This window comes from Sphingomonas bacterium, assembly GCF_903643065.1.
In the GTDB taxonomy this organism is placed as follows: Bacteria; Pseudomonadota; Alphaproteobacteria; order Sphingomonadales; family Sphingomonadaceae; genus Sphingomonas.
This window is the reverse complement of the sequence record NZ_CAHJWX010000018.1, coordinates 1-14,882: the sequence shown is the minus strand read 5'-3', so window position 1 is coordinate 14,882 and position 14,882 is coordinate 1. Positions and strand designations below refer to the sequence as shown.

The window sequence follows — 14,882 nt, the reverse complement described above, 5'->3', positions numbered from 1 at the left end:
CCCCAGCCGGTGCGCCAGCGGGTGGAAGCCGTCGTCCGAACCGCAGCCCGGGCCCCCCGACACGAAGACGATGCGTCCGCGGGCATTGAGCACGGCCCGTTCCCAGGCCGCGCTCGCGGCTCGCGCGGGCATGGTCACGTCGTCGGCGGGGCAGCCGGCTGCCGCCAGTTCCGCCCGCTCCGCCTCCGTCCAGGGCGAACGGGCCGCGCCCTCCCGGGTGGCGACGAAATTCCACCATACCACCGCGTCCAGCGGCGCCCAGACCGCGCCTGGATGCGGAACGCTGCGCCACGACGCGGCCTCGGCCTGCGAGGCCGGGTTCGGATGACCGAGATCGAGAGCCTGGTCGATCACGCGCTCTACGAGTAGGCGAGGCAGCCGCACCCGGCCTAGGGAGGCGAGAGCCGCACGCACCTCGTCCGCCAGGGTCGAGGTGAAGGCGTAGAGCGGATCCCCGGTGGCGGCGTAGCGGCGCACCGCCCATGCGGTGACGCGGTCGCAGATCGCAAGCGCCTGGGCAACGGGCATACCCGCCGCCGGGTCGGTCATCTCGGGTTCCGACCATGCCTGCCAAGTGGCGAGCCGGGGTGCGACCTTGGTGAGCTCGGCGGCGTCACTGCCGGCACGCGCGCGCTCCGCCTCCGCGACCGCCTCCCAGGCCGACGCCCATTCGGGCCCGCCGCGCCCCGGCGCCTGCTCGAGCGCCGACGCGAGGCGCCATGCGGCCCGGGACGGGACCGGCGAGGCGGGGAAGACCAGCAGTTCCATCAGCGCCTGGGGGTCGAACGGAGCCCAGGATCCCTTGAACGCCAGAAGCAGGAGCTGGAGCGATCCGCGATGTATGGAGGATCGGCTGCGCCCCGCACGGGGCTGTCCGGCTCCCGCGAGGCCGTGGTCCAGCAGGTCGGTGTCCCCGTCCTGCGCGACGAGCGAGACGTCCCCGGAACCCTGTCCGGCGAACCACTGCCCGAGGATCTCGGCCGCGAGCGGCTCGCTGGCCGCGGTCGCAATGGTGACCGTGCCGTCATCGCCGGCCGTGGGCACGGTCCCGTTGAGCATCCAGCGCTGCAGCCGGCCCAGGGACGTCTCCGGATCCGCGGCTCCGCCGGTCGCGATCTGCTCAACGTGGCAGCCGAGCACCCGCAACCGGTCGACGACGCGCCTGACGGCCGATGGCAGCAGGTCGGCCGCGTCGATCAGCCGGATGCGCGTGACGGGTGCGACCGTGCAGCCCTCGAGCGTGGCCAGCACAGCCTCCAGGCGGTCCGGCAGGCCCGGTGCCACGTTGGTCGACGCGAGCGATGCGGCGGCGAGGTCGGCGAGCCGACGCCCTGCCCACGCCTCACCGGGGCTCCAGCCGAAACCGACGAGCTCGTCCCGCCAGCCGAGAACGGTGCGCGCAGTCGCCCACGGGTCCATCGCGAGGGAGCGCGACCAGAAGAAGTCGCCCTCGAGCGCCTCGAGGGTCGACTGGAGCGCGGCGATCCTGACGACCTGGGCGCGGCGGGGACCGCCGAGGCCCAAGGCGGTCTCGAGGACGTCGACCAGGCCGCCAAGCCCGACCACCGGCTGCCCGAGGGCTCCGCCGGCCGCGCCGCCGTGATCCGGGCTCGCGCCGCCATCCGCCCACAGGCCGAAAACTATATCCATCTCTAGAACCCCTCCTGGTCGGAGCATGTCAGCGGAGCGGTGCGCCGCGCAACCTCGATCGGTTCCGATCCATCCGGATGCGACTGGTATACGGGCGTCGTGCGGGCGTATGCGGTTCGATGCGTGAGGTTCATCGCCGGTCAAGCGATGGCCTGCGCGGCGTTCGGAAAGCGGAAGCGAAAAAATCTTCCGCAGGTGACATGTCGGAGCGAGCAGCCGGCGCGCAGACCGCCATTTCTGCTACCCGGCGCAATGGTGCCGCAGCCCGGCGGCGATGTCCGTAAATGTCCGAAAACGCCGCGTGGGCGGATCACAATCGCGTCGTCGACTCGGAAAACATCGCGTTTTCAGTTATTTGCCTCACCGTCCCGCCAGCTGTGGCGAGCGGTCGTCGCGCCACACCCGATGTCCGCAGATGTCCGCAATCAGGGGAGACGGTACCGAGTGGATCGCGTGGCGCCCTCGCGAACGAGCCACGTCAGTGCCTCTAGCTCCTCCAGGTCGCGCCTTGCCTGGCGCGGCGTCAGGCCGATGGCGTAGCGCTCCTGGTAGTCCCTCGGCGTGAAGCTGTCCCCCACGCCGAGATCGAGGAGGAGCCGGTTCTGCCGCTCGTTCAGCCTCACGGAGACCCCGGCCTCGGTCTGGACCGCCCGGAAGATGGTGAGCGTCACGCCCGTGGCCTCGTCCCGCCAGACGGGCGGCCGGGCCCCCAGCGCCTTGCTCGCCGAGACGATCCTCTCGGTCCCTCGACCGAGCCGCTCCATCAGATCCTGCGCGGCGAAGACGTTGGCGATGTCCGGGTTCACCAGGATCGACGCATGGTCCCGCCGCAGATCGACCGGCGAAAGGCCGTCGGGAAGGCGACCGCTGTTCCAGATCTCGATCCGGTTCTCGAACATCTGGATCCGGATGCCGCCGGAATGCGCGGAGTAGTCGCGATGAACGAAGGCGTTCACCAGGCCCTCGCCAAGGGCCAGGATGTCGTAGGCGGCTTGGTCGACACGGCGCTGGTCGCCCGGCAGGAACACCGACTGGACGGGGACGGCGGCACGGATCGCGCCCAGCACCTCGCCATACACGCGCGCCAACGGACCTTCGAACGATCGGTTGTCCAGGTACAGGTCGTCGGCCTTGTCGCCGGCGAACCGCGCGAGCTGGACACGGCACTGGGGTAGCCTGAGCATCGGACGCCGGGAAAACAGCGCATCGGCGGCGTTCGTGAAGGAACCGCTGAGGTAGACCGAGAAGTCGGCGAGCACCGCCAGGTCGTCATCGGGGTCCGCGAACGTGAACCGGCCCGTCGACTCGACCTTGCGCACAGCCGCCCGGATCTCGTGCACGTCCAGATCGTCGGGAGAGATCGGCGCGATCCTCTTCTCCCAGCGGACCGGGGCATCCGCCTGGTCCCGCACGAGGTCCTTCAGCATGGCGGCGTCCGCCGGGACCGTCTCCACGCCGCGGCGGAGGTAGACCGCGCCCTTGAACACGTAGGGCCGGTCATGACCCTCGGGGACCTCGACGACCACGACCGAGCGGCCGCCCATGGTCACCACATCCGCCGAGAAGAGCGACGTCGGCGATATCGAGGCCCGGAGCTCTCGCTCCAGCGCCTGCGCGTGCGCAGCGGCGTCGCCCCTGACCCCGACGACGACCCCGTCGTCGGCGATCCCGCAATACACCTGGCCACCGTCCGTGTTCAGGAAGGCGCACACGGTCCGTCCGATCGCCGCGACCGAACGCGTGTCGCGCTTGAACTCGGTGGACCCGTCCTCACCCGCGGGAAGCCGACCCTGGATCACCTCGTCACTCACGCTTCCACCTTCCGAGCCCGCCACTCCGCGACGTATCCACGGTTCTCCTCGACCCGACTGAACTGCTCCTCGGCGAACTCCAGCGCTTCCGGCGGCATGCGGTACTGCTGCACCCAGTTGTCGGTCCGGTTCTCCAGCGGCAAGTCCTCCCGCGTCGCGGCCTCGTACATGTCGATCAGCCGCATGTCGTCGATGATGACGGCGCCCTTGCGGAGCTTGAGCGCCGCGCGCGCGGCCGCGTCGGGATAGCCGAGGTCCATCAGCAGGCGGCGCGCGTTCACGACCTGCTCGTGCGCCAGCATGAAGCGCGGCATGCCGAGCTCGATCGCCTTGAGCAGTTCACGGTGGGTGATCCCCAGCTGCCCCGCGACATGGCCCGAACCGTAGTGCGGGGTGATGATCCCGAGGAAGATGTCGCAGCGCTCCACCGCAACGAGGCAGGTCTCGAACGCGCTCTTGCCCGGGATGTTCGGAACGGTGCCGCGGTAGGACATCCAGACCCTGTATCCCAAGCCGCTAAGGAGCCCGTAGATCTGATCAAGCATGGGCTCCTTGTGGCGGACACTTGAGGAGACCATCACCTTGAGCTTGGAACGGTCGGCCTTGGGCATGCAGGCCAACCTCCCCACTGCAAGTCACGCGTCCGACTACTTTGCGCGCGACGTGCCCAAAGGCAAGCCGCCCCGCACCACCGCCGCGGCGCGCCTGACCCTCCGTCGTGCCGCGAGCGTCCGTCGTCGCCCCAGGTGCGCAACGTGCGTGCGCTTGCACGGCCTACGGCGCCTGCGCATATCCTCCCACCATGTCACCACCGGCGTCACGATGATCCAGGCGGACGATACCGCGGCGGACCGCCCAGCCGCGAACGCGTCGGTGGGCCTGAGGACGTACCTCGACGGCGTCGCGAGCATCGTGAAGCGGGTGCCGGCCGCGTGGGTGCGCTGCGAGCTGCACACGCTCAAGGTGGGCGACCGCTTCGTCGGAATGGAATTCATCGAGGCCGATGGCGACGGGAAGCAGATCGCCAAGGTCCAGGGTGGGTGCTGGCCAGCCGTCTGGCGCCGGATCGAGGGGGATTTCCGCGCTGCGGGCCTCACGTTGACCTCCGGCTCGCAGGTGATGGTTAAGCTCGATGCAAACCTGAACCCGACCTACGGCTTCCGCGTCAACGTCTCGGACATCGACCTGACGTTCGCGCTTGGTGACCTCAACGCCCGCATGCAGGCGATCAGGAAGCACCTGCAGGACACCGGCGTTTGGGACCGGAACCGCAACTTGCCGCGTCCGGCCGACTTCGTGCGCGTCTCGGTCATCGCCCCGGCCGGAGCCGCCGGGCTCGGCGACTCTCAATCCACGGCGGACACGCTCGCCGCCGCTGGACTGGCCGAGTTCATCTACCATGAAGTCCCCTTCCAGACACGCGACGCGCCGGCGCGGATCGTCGAGACGCTCCGGGAGATCTACCGGCAGTGCCGCGCGGAACCGGACCGGCACTGCGCGGTGGCGATCATCCGCGGCGGCGGCGCCTCCGCCGACCTCGCGTGGCTGGTCGACCAGAAGCTGGCGGAAGCGGTCTGCAGGATGAACGTCCCCGTGATGACCGGCATCGGCCACGAGAGGGATCGCAACCTACTCGACGAGATCGCCTGCATCCCGTGCGATACGCCATCGAAGGTGGTGGAGCACATATCCTCGACGATCACCCGGTCGGCCATGGTCGGTCTCCGCGCCTACGAGTCCGTGCGGGCCTCCGTGGCGGGAGCCCTGAGCGACCACCGCGCCGCAGTCGCGGTCACCTCGGCCGCCGTCGACAGGGATGCGCGCGAGGCCATCAGGGTGGCCGACCGCGTGGTCCGGGCCGCAGCCACCGGGCTAGAGCCGGGCGCGCGGGACCTGCTCGACCAGACCCACGCGGCGGTGACGGCCGCGCTGGACACAGCCCGTGGGTCCGCCCGGTACCGGCGAGAGGCAGCGGGCGAAGCGATCCAAGGCCTCAGGATGGAGATCGTCGCCACCGTCGGCGCCAAACTGCGGCCACTCGACCTGGGGACCGAGCGGGCGCTCAGCGAGGTCCGCACCCGACTGGATGCCGTGCCCCAGGCCGTTACGGCAGACATGGACCGGCTGCTTGCGCAGATCCGCGCAGACGCCGCGCGGTCGGCCGAGGACGCGGGTAGCGCAATCACAGGACTTCGCCGCCAAGCGATCGTGGACGCGAGGCAGGCCGTCGACGTGTGCCGTTCGGCCATCGCGACGATACAGGACTGCGCGGACGCCCTGCACCCCAGGACGGTGCTCGCGGCCGGTTACGCGATCCTGCGCGACGCGGCCGGATCACCGCTCACGAGCCTGCGATCGGTTCGCTCCGCCGATATCGTCGCCGCAGAGATGAGGGACGGCACGACCCACCTGCGGAATGAAAGTCAAGCGCAAACAGAGGACCAGCGAGCATGAGCACGGACGTCGTCATCAAGGGACCGGAGGAACCGGCCCCGACCAAGTTCGCGGACGCGTACACCGAGCTGCAGGCCATCGCCGCCAAGCTGAAGCCGGCACCGGGTCAGATCCCCGATGTCGATGCCATCGAGCCGCTGGTGCGACGCGCCAACATCCTGGCAGCGCACTGCCAGGAACGTGTGGAGAGCGTCCGCAAGCTGATCGGGGAGCAGACGGCAGGCTGATCAGGGCTGTGGGTTCGTCGTCGCGGCCTGGCGTCGTCCGCATCGGGCGCGGTTGTAACTATGCCTGCGCGAGCCGTATGCGGCTCGGCAAGCCGGCGAGGCGGGGACGGCCGGTCCTCGGTGTCGACCGGCGATCGCGATCATTGGAGGAGGTTCATGGCGGACGGGTCTGAAGCTGACGGCGGCGCGGGCTCGGGCGCCGCATCGCTCGCCGGCTACGAGTACCAGGTCGACGTGTCGGTCTGGCTGGCGCTCGACCTCGTCCTGGTGTCGCATCTGACCGAGCAACTCGAGCTGGAGCCAGCATCGCAGGAGGACCTCGAGGCCGAGCTCGCCGACACGACACCCGGTCGCCTCGTCAGCCGCCTCCCGATGAAGGGATACACGCTGGTCGTCCAGGCGAAGCGGCGCTGCGGCGACGCCTGGACCCCGTCGACGCTGCGAACCCTCCTGAAACACGGGAGCGAAGGCAGGAAGTCGGCGGCCGAGCGCCTGAAGAACCCCACGGCGCGCTACCTCCTGGTGACGAGCGCCGGGTTGAACGGCCCAGCCAAGAAGCTGGGCCGTCGCCACGCCGGATCCTGGCCGCGGGCCGCCGCGATGCCGACCATGATCTCCAAGGCGTTCACGCACAGCTTCGCCGGACGCGTCGCGGTCGTCGCGAACCAGGACGACGAGCGACTGCTCGGCGACATCGACCGCCTCCTCCTGGAGGGGTGTCGCGTTCCCAAGGCGCGGCTCGCGGACTGCCGCAGGAAGCTGCGCGAGGACGCCCGGTCGCGCATCGCCAGAGCGGGCGGCGGGCACTGGCTGCGGAGCGACCTGGAGGAGGTGATCCGGGAGCACGATGGCTACCTGGCCAGCTCGCCCGAGCTGGAGCACTACGTCCACCCGACCAACTGGTCCGACCTGCGCGCGGCCATGGCAGAACGATCCGCCGCGATCATCATCGGCACCTCCGGAACCGGCAAGACGCTGGCCACGAAGATGCTCTACGAGGAGCTGCGCAAGGAGGTGGCCGGGCTCGCCCGCCGCCCCGTGCTGCTGGGCCCCACGGAACTGCGGAGCGACGCGACGCCGCGGCCCGTCCTGTTCGACATAGAGGATCCCTGGGGCCGGTTCGACTTCGATCCAGCCAGCCGCCCCTGGAACGACCAGCTGACCGACGTGCTGGCGGCGGCACGGCCGGACGCGATGGTGATCGCGACCTCGCGCCACGACGTCGCGCTCGCATCCGGTGCCCTGGGTTCCGTCAAGCAGTGGGTCGTCAACCTCGAGGCCGAGAACTACGGGCCGAAGGAGCGGCGCGCACTCTACCGCTCCCGCATCGACAGCCTCCCGCGCGACCTGCAGGCACTGGCCCGGGGCGCCGAGCGCACGGTGCTCGACGAACTGGCGACACCACTCGAGATACAGAAGTTCTTCGACGCGATGCGCGTGCAGGACCGCACAGGTCTCCGCAACCCGCCCGGCTTCGTGCAGGACGCCATCAACCGCGCCCATCAGAACTCGATCGAGAGCACGGTCATCGAGCAGATAGAGCAACGGAAGGACGTCGCGGCGGCCGCGGTCCTGTTCGGGCTGCTGTCGACGAGCGGGAAGGTCACGCGTTCCGTCCTGCGCGAGATCGAAGACGCCTTGGCCGACAGGCAGGTCGATCTCGGACGCGGCGTGTCGCCGCTCGTGGACTTCTTCGTGGCCGCGCGGAACCTGCGCCAAGGGGAGGGCGGCCTCGTCACCTACTACCACCCGAGGGTCGAGGCCGGCGTGACGAGGACGCTCGAGAAGCCCGAACACCGTCAGGTCGTCCGCCGCACGCTGCGGCAGCTACTCGAGCTGCTCGTCTCCGACGACGGGCCCGGCGCGGAATGGGGTGCCGGTGCGTCGGCACGAATCCTCGCAGCCGTGTGGGAGAAGTTCGGCGTCTCTCCCGGAGCGGTCGCGGCGCAGCGGATCGACGCCTGGCTCGATGCCCGGCTGCTCGAGGGCGGCAAGGACTTCGAGGCGCACATCGAGCTCGCCGCCAGGGCAGGTTCCGCCGCCAGCAACGGCGGCGAGATCGCGCGCTTCCTGCGCCACCGGCCCGACAAGACCTTCGGAGGGTTCTACAGCTGGGGTTCGCCCGGACACCTGGAGGACTGGTATGCGGCGCGCGCCGCCGACCCCGCGACGCGCACAATCCTGGAGACCTTCGTGCGCGACACGCTCCCGCGGGACCGGTCCCACTTCCCGGACAGCTTCGCCGACGAGCTCGCCCGCCTGTTCGACGGTCTCACGCCGTCGTTCCTCGAAGCGGCGTCGACGGCCGTCCACTACGGCTACATCTCCACCGACGACGTGATCGCCTACGGCGCGCTCAAGGACCTGGATGGGTTCGAGGCCATAATCGACACCGCGGTCGAGGTCCTGACCCCCTCGGAGAGCGACTTGGCGTCCGCCGCCGCGACCCACCTGGACATCGTCAACGACGTCTACAGCGAGGACTACGCGCAGTACCTCGCCGAGAATGACGACGGATACACTGCGGGCGAATTCCTCAAGCTGTACGTGGCGCGCGTCCGGACTGAGCACGGATGGCGGTCTGTCGTCCAGCACCGCCATGCAGCATCGCTCAGACCCTATTGGCTACGGCTGCTCGCCAACCGGGACACGGCCGAGGCGGCTGATCCCGACGAACTCGCCGGCGCGTTCGAGTGCGCCCACGGCACGCCGGACGAGGACGACGTATGGTCTGCCCTCGTTCGCACCTGGGACGACCGGTACCTGCAGCCGCTCGAGAAGAGAATTCTTGCGGGGTCACCGCATGGCGGCATCGAGCAGGCGGCCCTGATCGCCCTGATCGAGCGCGCACCGACGCTCCTCCCGACCATCATCCAACGCCTAGAGGATAGCGGCGACCACGATCGCCTGACCTCGATCGCCTGCGACCTCGCCGCCTTCCGGAAGGGGCGTGCGGCCACAGGCACAGAGCACATTGCGGCGACGGATACGGCTGCCGCGAACCTGCCGAAACCCTTCGACTCGATCGGGGAGGCGCAGCTGGCCCTGCTCTCCAAGCAGAAGCCCCGCCTCGGCAAGCGGGCGATTGAGGTCCTGTTTTCGATCGCCGAGCCGTCGGCTGGGACGCGCGCGTTCAGGCTCGCACTCGATCCCCAGGGCGGGCTCGCGATCGAGAGCGACGTGCGCTGGGCGCTCGCAAAGGCAGATGATCCATCCATGGCGGTCGACGGGGTGGAGGCCGCGATCCGGCACGGGATGGCCGCCGACGTCGATGCCGCGCTGGGCCACCGCTACGCCCACGTCGTCGCCCGTGCGCTGACCGCGATCGCCGGTCCGCTTCCTGCGCCGCTGCCGGCGCGCCTCCTCGATCTCGCCGCGCATCGCGCGAGCCCGGTGCGCCGCGCCCTCGTCCAGGTCTTGAAGGACAAGCCGCACGAGGCGCATCGACCTGCCCTGATCACACTCGCGGGTGACCAGTGGTCGAAGGATTCGCAGGAGTACGGACGGGACAGCGACGATTACCCGATAGCGCAGGCCGCGATCGACGCCCTGGCTGCCGTCGCCCCGCTCCCGGGACCGGATGCCGAACGCCTCCTCACGATCGCGACCAGCACGTCGGACTCGGATGTCCGCAGGGCCGGGTTCGCCCTGCTCGCGCGCACGGGCGGGGGTGCGGCCCACGCGAAGCTGTTCGCGCTGAGCGTCGAGCCCGGTCGGGCGAGGGTCAGGTCGTCGGCGGCGCATTCGCTCCTGCCGGTCGGCGCGGAACTGGAGGAGGCGCTGGTCCAGAGGATAACGCCGCAGCTCCTCGCGCGGCTCTACGAACCGGTGGCAGGCGTGCTGGCGGTGCTCCTCGGCTGGCGCGGCGGGCGCGACGAGATCCTGGCCGCGGCGGGGGCACTCGCCACCAATCGGAAGCGCCGGGCGCTGCTGCTGCTGATGGCGTGGACAATGAACGACCGGGACAGGTCCGCCGCCGAGGAGGTGGTGGCGATGCTGCCGACCGGCCGCGGTGCCGACTGGGCGCTGGGCGCGGACGTCGGCGAGGTCGACGACGCGGCTATCTCCGACCTCGGCGACCCATCGATCTGCGCCGAGGTCCTTTCCTACATGAGGCTTCGGGACGGCGGATCCGGCGCGAAGAAAAAGAGGCGGGGCAAAGCTGGTTCGGGTTCGGCCCAGGCGTGAGCAGCATCGGGCAGTCCGCCGATGGCAAGGCGCCTTGCGCATGATCGCGCGGCCGATGGCGTCGATGCCAGCTCGGATTATCGGACGGGCTGCAACGTCTGTCGAGCGGGTAGGCGCGACCATGACGGTCCGTTCTGCGACATGACGCTGACGGCGATCCTCCTGCCGGAGGCACCGATCGTCATGTCGGACGTGCTCCTCTCGCAGCTGGGCCAACCGAAGGTGCAGGTCACGCCGACGGGCATGATAGTCCGACAAACGGCCGAACCGCGCGGCTACCAGCCTGTCGACTTCATTCAGAAGACGCTGCTGCTCGACGATGACCGCGCCGTGTTCACCGGAGCCGGCGACGTGGCCACGTTGAAGCGCCTGGCCGTCGACTTGCGGGATCGGATCCGCAAGGGGATGGAGCGCGACGGACTAGAAGCCTGGCTGGCGAGCAGGCGAGGCCTCTGCGGTGACAGCACCTCGGCCATGGTCGCATGGCTCGACGACGACGGTTACTGCGTCGGAAAGGTCGGCAAGCACGTGAGACCGGCAGTGCGGCTCCCAGGCCGATGGGCGGTCGCAAGCCGAACATCCTGTCGGGGGCAACGCGCGAATGGCTGCTGGAGCGGGTGACGCGCGACTTCACGTTGCGCGGGCTGGTGGCATCGGCCTGCTTGAAGCGCGCAGCTTGAGTCACGCTGCCGGCACCTTCGGGGACGCGTTGCCGCGCGGATTGTACCCCTCGATCTCGCGCACCTCGTCGGTGTCGAGCACGCCGGTGTCGATCGCGATCTTGTGGCTGGCCCACCGGGTTTCCGGGTCCGACCGCAACAGGCTCGACATATCGAACTCGACCTCGAACGGGCTCCCGGCGCCGAACAGGGCGCGGTTCAGCTCCGCCTCCAGCCGCCGCACGCGGGGCGTAAGGGTGAACTGTCCGAACCAGCGCGCGGCTTCGCGACTGTTCGTGAACGTGCCATGCGACAGGTCGCCGACCATGGGCGGCGGCACGCCGTAGATGCGGGCGATCTCCTCCACCGCGAACCGGCGGGAGCCCAACAACTCGGCATCCTCCGGGCTCACCTGCATCGCCTGCCAGGTCATCCCGTCGTCCAGGATCAGCGCGCGCCCGGCCTTGCTCGTTCCGACATGGCCGTCACTGAATGACTGGCGGATGCCTTGACGCTGTTCGATCGACAGCGGCTTATCCAGGCTGATGACGCCCGATGGCTGGGCCCCGCGCTCCAGGAACGTGCTCCGCAGAAATGGCAGAGTGATTTTCAAAGTTTTTTGTGTGCGGGTGCAAAGTCTCACACCGTCGTCCCACACAGGATTACCAAAAAGCGAGCGTTCGCAACGGCTAGTGTTGACGAAACTTCTTAGCAATATTCACTTAATGCAACCGTAGGAGTCACCAACTCTGGCTCACGTCGCTGAGCAGCGGAAAAGACACAGAATCAATGCTTCTTTAGGCACTCAGTGCTATGAAAGGGTGCTTAAAATGACACGCCGGATGTCGCATTTTGTTAAACAGGCCAAGTCCAAGAAACGAGCAGTTCAGGATGGTGGTGCCCGAGCCCGTCCTGATCATGCTCGACGAGCTGCCCTAACTTGACGCGCGGTCACCATCCGGTCGGCAGCCGCAACCTCGGCGACGTCACGTAGGAGGCGATCGCCACCTGCTCTCGGCGACAACCAAGTCGCTGCGGCTCGGCATCGTCCTTTCCACCCTCGTCGCCCAGTACTGGGCCAGCGGCGAGCTGACGCGCATCATCTCGCAGATCAGCGCCGGGGCGAACCGCCAATACAGAAGATCACGCCAGCCGAGCTCGGCTTCGACATCTACCGCATCCTACGGAAGCGCCTGCTCGAGATCGCCCAGAAGTTTTTTGTGTTCAGAGCGTCTGCGATGCTGGGCGTGCATCGCGTCGTCCCTGCTGGAGCAGCTCCTTGCCGAACAAGGCGATGAATGTTTCCGCGCTCGATCCCAGCAGCGACGCGCCGGTCGGTCCGGCGGGATCGCGGACTACGGTGCTTTCACCGAGCGCAACGAGCCGCTGCGCGAGCACGGGATGCGTGTCGTCGAGCTGTGCCTCGAAGCTCAGCGTCAAATTGAGGAGATCCTGATCGTTGCCATGACGGGCGGACAGATCGGCCAGCGCCCGGCGCAGCACCGTCGGTCCACCAAGACCTCGTCTATTCGACTGCTCCACGCGAGCCGCGAGATGCTGATCCCAGCTGATCGCCTTGACCGCGAACCGCCGCAACGTCGACGCGAGCGCCGCCGCACCGACGGCCCGAACGGCTGATCGATCGGCCTCGAACTCCTGCTGGCGGATCAGCACCTGGCTGTAGGCGACGAACCACGGCCCGTACCAGGAGAAGAACCGCCTCAGCATGCCGGCCAGAAAGCCGTATGGCAGCCGCCCACCGATCCGGGTCTAGCGCCCGCGAACGCCATACACGAACCCGAGCGAGCGTTGTGCGCGGCGACGGCGTGTCCCAGCTCGTGCACTATCACCGCCCCCACCTCGCCGGTCGTCAGCCCGTAGAAGATCGGCAGCCCCAGGATCAGGACGGCACGGGATGCGGCGAGGCCGCAGCAGCGGGGCTGCTGCACCAGGCCCGCGCTCATCGTCGCGCACTGGCGGATCTCGTGGATGGGCGGCGCGACCAGGGCGAAGCGCAGCCGTTCGACGGTCGCCGGCAGCGCGGGGGCTTGCGCGGGCGCCAGCACGACGCCAGCGGCCGGTGTGCGGCTCAGCCTCATCGCCAGGTAGAGCATGCCCGTCGTGAGCGCGAGGACGGCGAGCCAATGAACGGCGATGCCGCCTGGCACCGCCGTGGTCGACAGGAAGACGAAGAGGATGCTGATCAGCGCGGTCGGGATGGCGAGTAGCCCGCCCGTCACGACATAGCCGAACCGCCCCGCCGCGATCACCTTGCGTCGGTACGACACGGGTTGCAGCGCCGCCGCCTGCTCCAGCCTCGCGACCCATGGCGCGTAACGGGAGCGACCGCGTCGACCACGCCCCAGCTCTCGCCGTTCATCATGGGATCGAGCGATCGCCGGGCGTGACGGGCGCGACGAACTGGCGGTAGATCGCCACGCCGAGGCAGGCGCCGGTGACCAGGATCGCGTTGTTCGCGATCGAGAGCAGCCCGACCGCCGGCAGCGCCGAGGTGTCGTCAAACATCTTCGTCGCCACGAAACCCGCCGCGAGCAGGATGGCAGCGGCAGCCCGAACGCGACGAACACGCCGACCAGCGTCCAGGTGCTGTCGCGGGTCAGATGCCAGCTCTCGCGCATCGCCTCGATCGGACCCCGGTCACGCGCGATCGCCAACGGCTGCGCCAGCGACCATCGCGCCAGCAGATACAGGCCGGGGACGACGAGCGCGATCAGACCGAGCAGAACGCCGCCGCCTGCGAGAAGCGCCACCACGGCGTAGATCGTTGCACGCCCTACGTGCTCGACGAGGCGGTCGGCCCGCATGAGCGCGACCTTGACGACGACAAGTGCTCCGACGTCGATCACGTTGCTGGCGGTATTGGCCCATCGGCCCGCGACGGTTCGTGACGAACTCGATCGCGACAAGCGTGATCATGCCGCCGATCAGCAAGCTGCCATGCCGTTCGCTCGCGGCGCCCGCCTCACGCCATACCGCGCCGAAGCTCCTGGACTCGGCATCGACCATGACTCGTCTCCGTTTATCGGAGCGAAATGCTGATGGTGCCGTTCGTCCTCAAGCAGGCACCGCGCGGACACTCTCAAGAAACGTGGAATGTCCACTGCCGCAGCTCGCGCGCCGGAGGGACGTCGGTGTCGATGATCAGGATCGTCGCCAACGCGATCTTGACCAAGCCGCCCTACGGCAGCGAAAGCAGTCGCGGGTCGTTGCTGTCCAGAACTGGCCCTATCGGCGTATAGGTGAATCCGCCCGGCTGCGCGCTGGGCACCGCGACCGCGATCAGCATCGCGAGCGCCGCGATATCGATGTTGAGACTGGTGATGTCGCACACGTCGCGGGGGTCGCCGTCCTTGCCTCGGAACCGGAAGGACACCGCGGCGCGCTGCTCCCGATGCGATAGCGGCTGTAGCTCGCCGAGCGGCCGCTCCGGAGTCGCGCCGACCGCCCGCCGGACGTCACTGTCGATCTCCTCGAACGACGGATCGCGGTCCAGCGTCTGGAAGCAGCGCTCGAAAAACGCGACCTCAGCCGCCTTCATCGGGATGTTGAACGAGACCATGCCGCGCGGGCGACTCGGTGCCACCGACCACGCTGTTGCGGCTTCCGGCGCCAGCGCGGGCGGACAGGCATCGTCGCGCCCCTCGGTCGGCACGGCCGGCGCGGCGGGAACGGCAGCGAACACCGGCGCGATCCCGGACCGGGGACGTCCATATACGCCAGATAGAAGCACGGTTCGGAGCGCGGCACCTGCTCGGCGAGGAACGGCAGCCTGGTCTGCCTAGGAGCCGTGGACTCTTAGGATTCCCAAGCGGGTCTGGTTCTGATTCAAGGTTGCTTTCTGCGGGAGGCGATCATGGGCGTGCTGAACCGGC

The 14,882-nt window shown here is 68.8% G+C and carries 13 protein-coding genes; 5 read left to right on the top strand and 8 right to left on the bottom strand.

Annotated elements, in window-relative coordinates; genetic code table 11:
* From HUU95_RS01555 to HUU95_RS01545, 3 genes are all read right to left on the bottom strand, one after another.
* On the bottom strand, positions 1-1,650 hold a 1,650-nt coding region (locus tag HUU95_RS01555; protein WP_217429714.1), incomplete at its 3' end, for a hypothetical protein.
* Positions 1,651-2,075: 425 nt separating this feature from the next.
* Positions 2,076-3,485 (bottom strand): RNA-binding domain-containing protein, encoded by a 1,410-nt coding sequence (locus tag HUU95_RS01550; protein ID WP_174278476.1) that lies wholly within the window; start codon positions 3,483-3,485, stop codon positions 2,076-2,078.
* Positions 3,458-4,072, bottom strand: a complete 615-nt coding sequence (locus tag HUU95_RS01545) for a DUF4062 domain-containing protein (RefSeq protein WP_217429713.1) — start codon at positions 4,070-4,072, stop codon at positions 3,458-3,460. The genes HUU95_RS01550 and HUU95_RS01545 overlap by 28 nt, the downstream gene beginning before the upstream one ends.
* Before the next feature lie 211 nt (positions 4,073-4,283).
* Here HUU95_RS01545 and HUU95_RS01540 point away from each other — a divergent pair, with 211 nt between their 5' ends.
* From HUU95_RS01540 to HUU95_RS14820, 4 genes are all read left to right on the top strand, one after another.
* Complete coding sequence (locus HUU95_RS01540; RefSeq protein ID WP_174278475.1) at positions 4,284-5,915, top strand: exodeoxyribonuclease VII large subunit; 1,632 nt, start codon at positions 4,284-4,286, stop codon at positions 5,913-5,915.
* On the top strand, positions 5,912-6,142 hold the full coding sequence (locus tag HUU95_RS01535) for a hypothetical protein (RefSeq protein WP_174278474.1): 231 nt from the start codon (positions 5,912-5,914) through the stop codon (positions 6,140-6,142). Before HUU95_RS01540 ends, HUU95_RS01535 begins: the two co-directional genes overlap by 4 nt.
* Before the next feature lie 156 nt (positions 6,143-6,298).
* Positions 6,299-10,330, top strand: coding sequence for a hypothetical protein (locus HUU95_RS01530; protein ID WP_174278473.1), 4,032 nt, complete (start codon positions 6,299-6,301; stop codon positions 10,328-10,330).
* Positions 10,331-10,471: 141 nt separating this feature from the next.
* Positions 10,472-10,951 (top strand): hypothetical protein, encoded by a 480-nt coding sequence (locus HUU95_RS14820; RefSeq protein ID WP_174278472.1) that lies wholly within the window; start codon positions 10,472-10,474, stop codon positions 10,949-10,951.
* A 60-nt stretch (positions 10,952-11,011) separates the two neighbouring features.
* Here HUU95_RS14820 and HUU95_RS01520 read toward each other — a convergent pair whose 3' ends face one another.
* From HUU95_RS01520 to HUU95_RS01505, 4 genes are all read right to left on the bottom strand, one after another.
* The gene (locus HUU95_RS01520) at positions 11,012-11,647 is read right to left on the bottom strand and encodes a phage portal protein (protein ID WP_254602556.1); all 636 of its coding nucleotides are present in this window, start codon (positions 11,645-11,647) and stop codon (positions 11,012-11,014) included.
* 566 nt (positions 11,648-12,213) lie between these two features.
* Positions 12,214-12,717 carry a M48 family metalloprotease gene (locus HUU95_RS01515; RefSeq protein WP_174278471.1) on the bottom strand — a complete coding sequence of 168 codons (504 nt, stop codon included), beginning with the start codon at positions 12,715-12,717 and terminating at the stop codon, positions 12,214-12,216.
* Positions 12,711-13,277, bottom strand: coding sequence for a hypothetical protein (locus HUU95_RS01510; RefSeq protein WP_174278470.1), 567 nt, complete (start codon positions 13,275-13,277; stop codon positions 12,711-12,713). Before HUU95_RS01510 ends, HUU95_RS01515 begins: the two co-directional genes overlap by 7 nt.
* A 91-nt stretch (positions 13,278-13,368) precedes the next feature.
* Positions 13,369-13,515 carry a hypothetical protein gene (locus HUU95_RS01505; protein ID WP_174278469.1) on the bottom strand — a complete coding sequence of 49 codons (147 nt, stop codon included), beginning with the start codon at positions 13,513-13,515 and terminating at the stop codon, positions 13,369-13,371.
* Between the two features lie 95 nt (positions 13,516-13,610).
* Between HUU95_RS01505 and HUU95_RS01500 the strand changes: the two genes are divergently transcribed.
* Complete coding sequence (locus HUU95_RS01500; protein WP_174278468.1) at positions 13,611-13,898, top strand: hypothetical protein; 288 nt, start codon at positions 13,611-13,613, stop codon at positions 13,896-13,898.
* 290 nt (positions 13,899-14,188) lie between these two features.
* On the opposite strand, the gene HUU95_RS01495 is transcribed toward HUU95_RS01500, so the two are convergent.
* Positions 14,189-14,692: a hypothetical protein gene (locus HUU95_RS01495; protein WP_174278467.1), complete on the bottom strand. Its 504-nt coding sequence runs from the start codon at positions 14,690-14,692 to the stop codon at positions 14,189-14,191.
* Between the last annotated feature and the right edge of the window lie 190 nt (positions 14,693-14,882).

Bases quoted from the DNA above. Each gene is read 5' to 3' on its own strand.
- HUU95_RS01515 (WP_174278471.1), bottom strand. From the start codon at position 12,717: ATGCTGAGGCGGTTCTTCTCCTGGTACGGGCCGTGGTTCGTCGCCTAC.
- HUU95_RS01545 (WP_217429713.1), bottom strand. From the start codon at position 4,072: ATGCCCAAGGCCGACCGTTCCAAGCTCAAGGTGATGGTCTCCTCAAGT.
- HUU95_RS14820 (WP_174278472.1), top strand. From the start codon at position 10,472: ATGACGCTGACGGCGATCCTCCTGCCGGAGGCACCGATCGTCATGTCG.
- HUU95_RS01500 (WP_174278468.1), top strand. From the start codon at position 13,611: ATGCCAGCTCTCGCGCATCGCCTCGATCGGACCCCGGTCACGCGCGAT.
- HUU95_RS01535 (WP_174278474.1), top strand. From the start codon at position 5,912: ATGAGCACGGACGTCGTCATCAAGGGACCGGAGGAACCGGCCCCGACC.
- HUU95_RS01540 (WP_174278475.1), top strand. From the start codon at position 4,284: ATGATCCAGGCGGACGATACCGCGGCGGACCGCCCAGCCGCGAACGCG.
- HUU95_RS01505 (WP_174278469.1), bottom strand. From the start codon at position 13,515: ATGTTTGACGACACCTCGGCGCTGCCGGCGGTCGGGCTGCTCTCGATC.
- HUU95_RS01530 (WP_174278473.1), top strand. From the start codon at position 6,299: ATGGCGGACGGGTCTGAAGCTGACGGCGGCGCGGGCTCGGGCGCCGCA.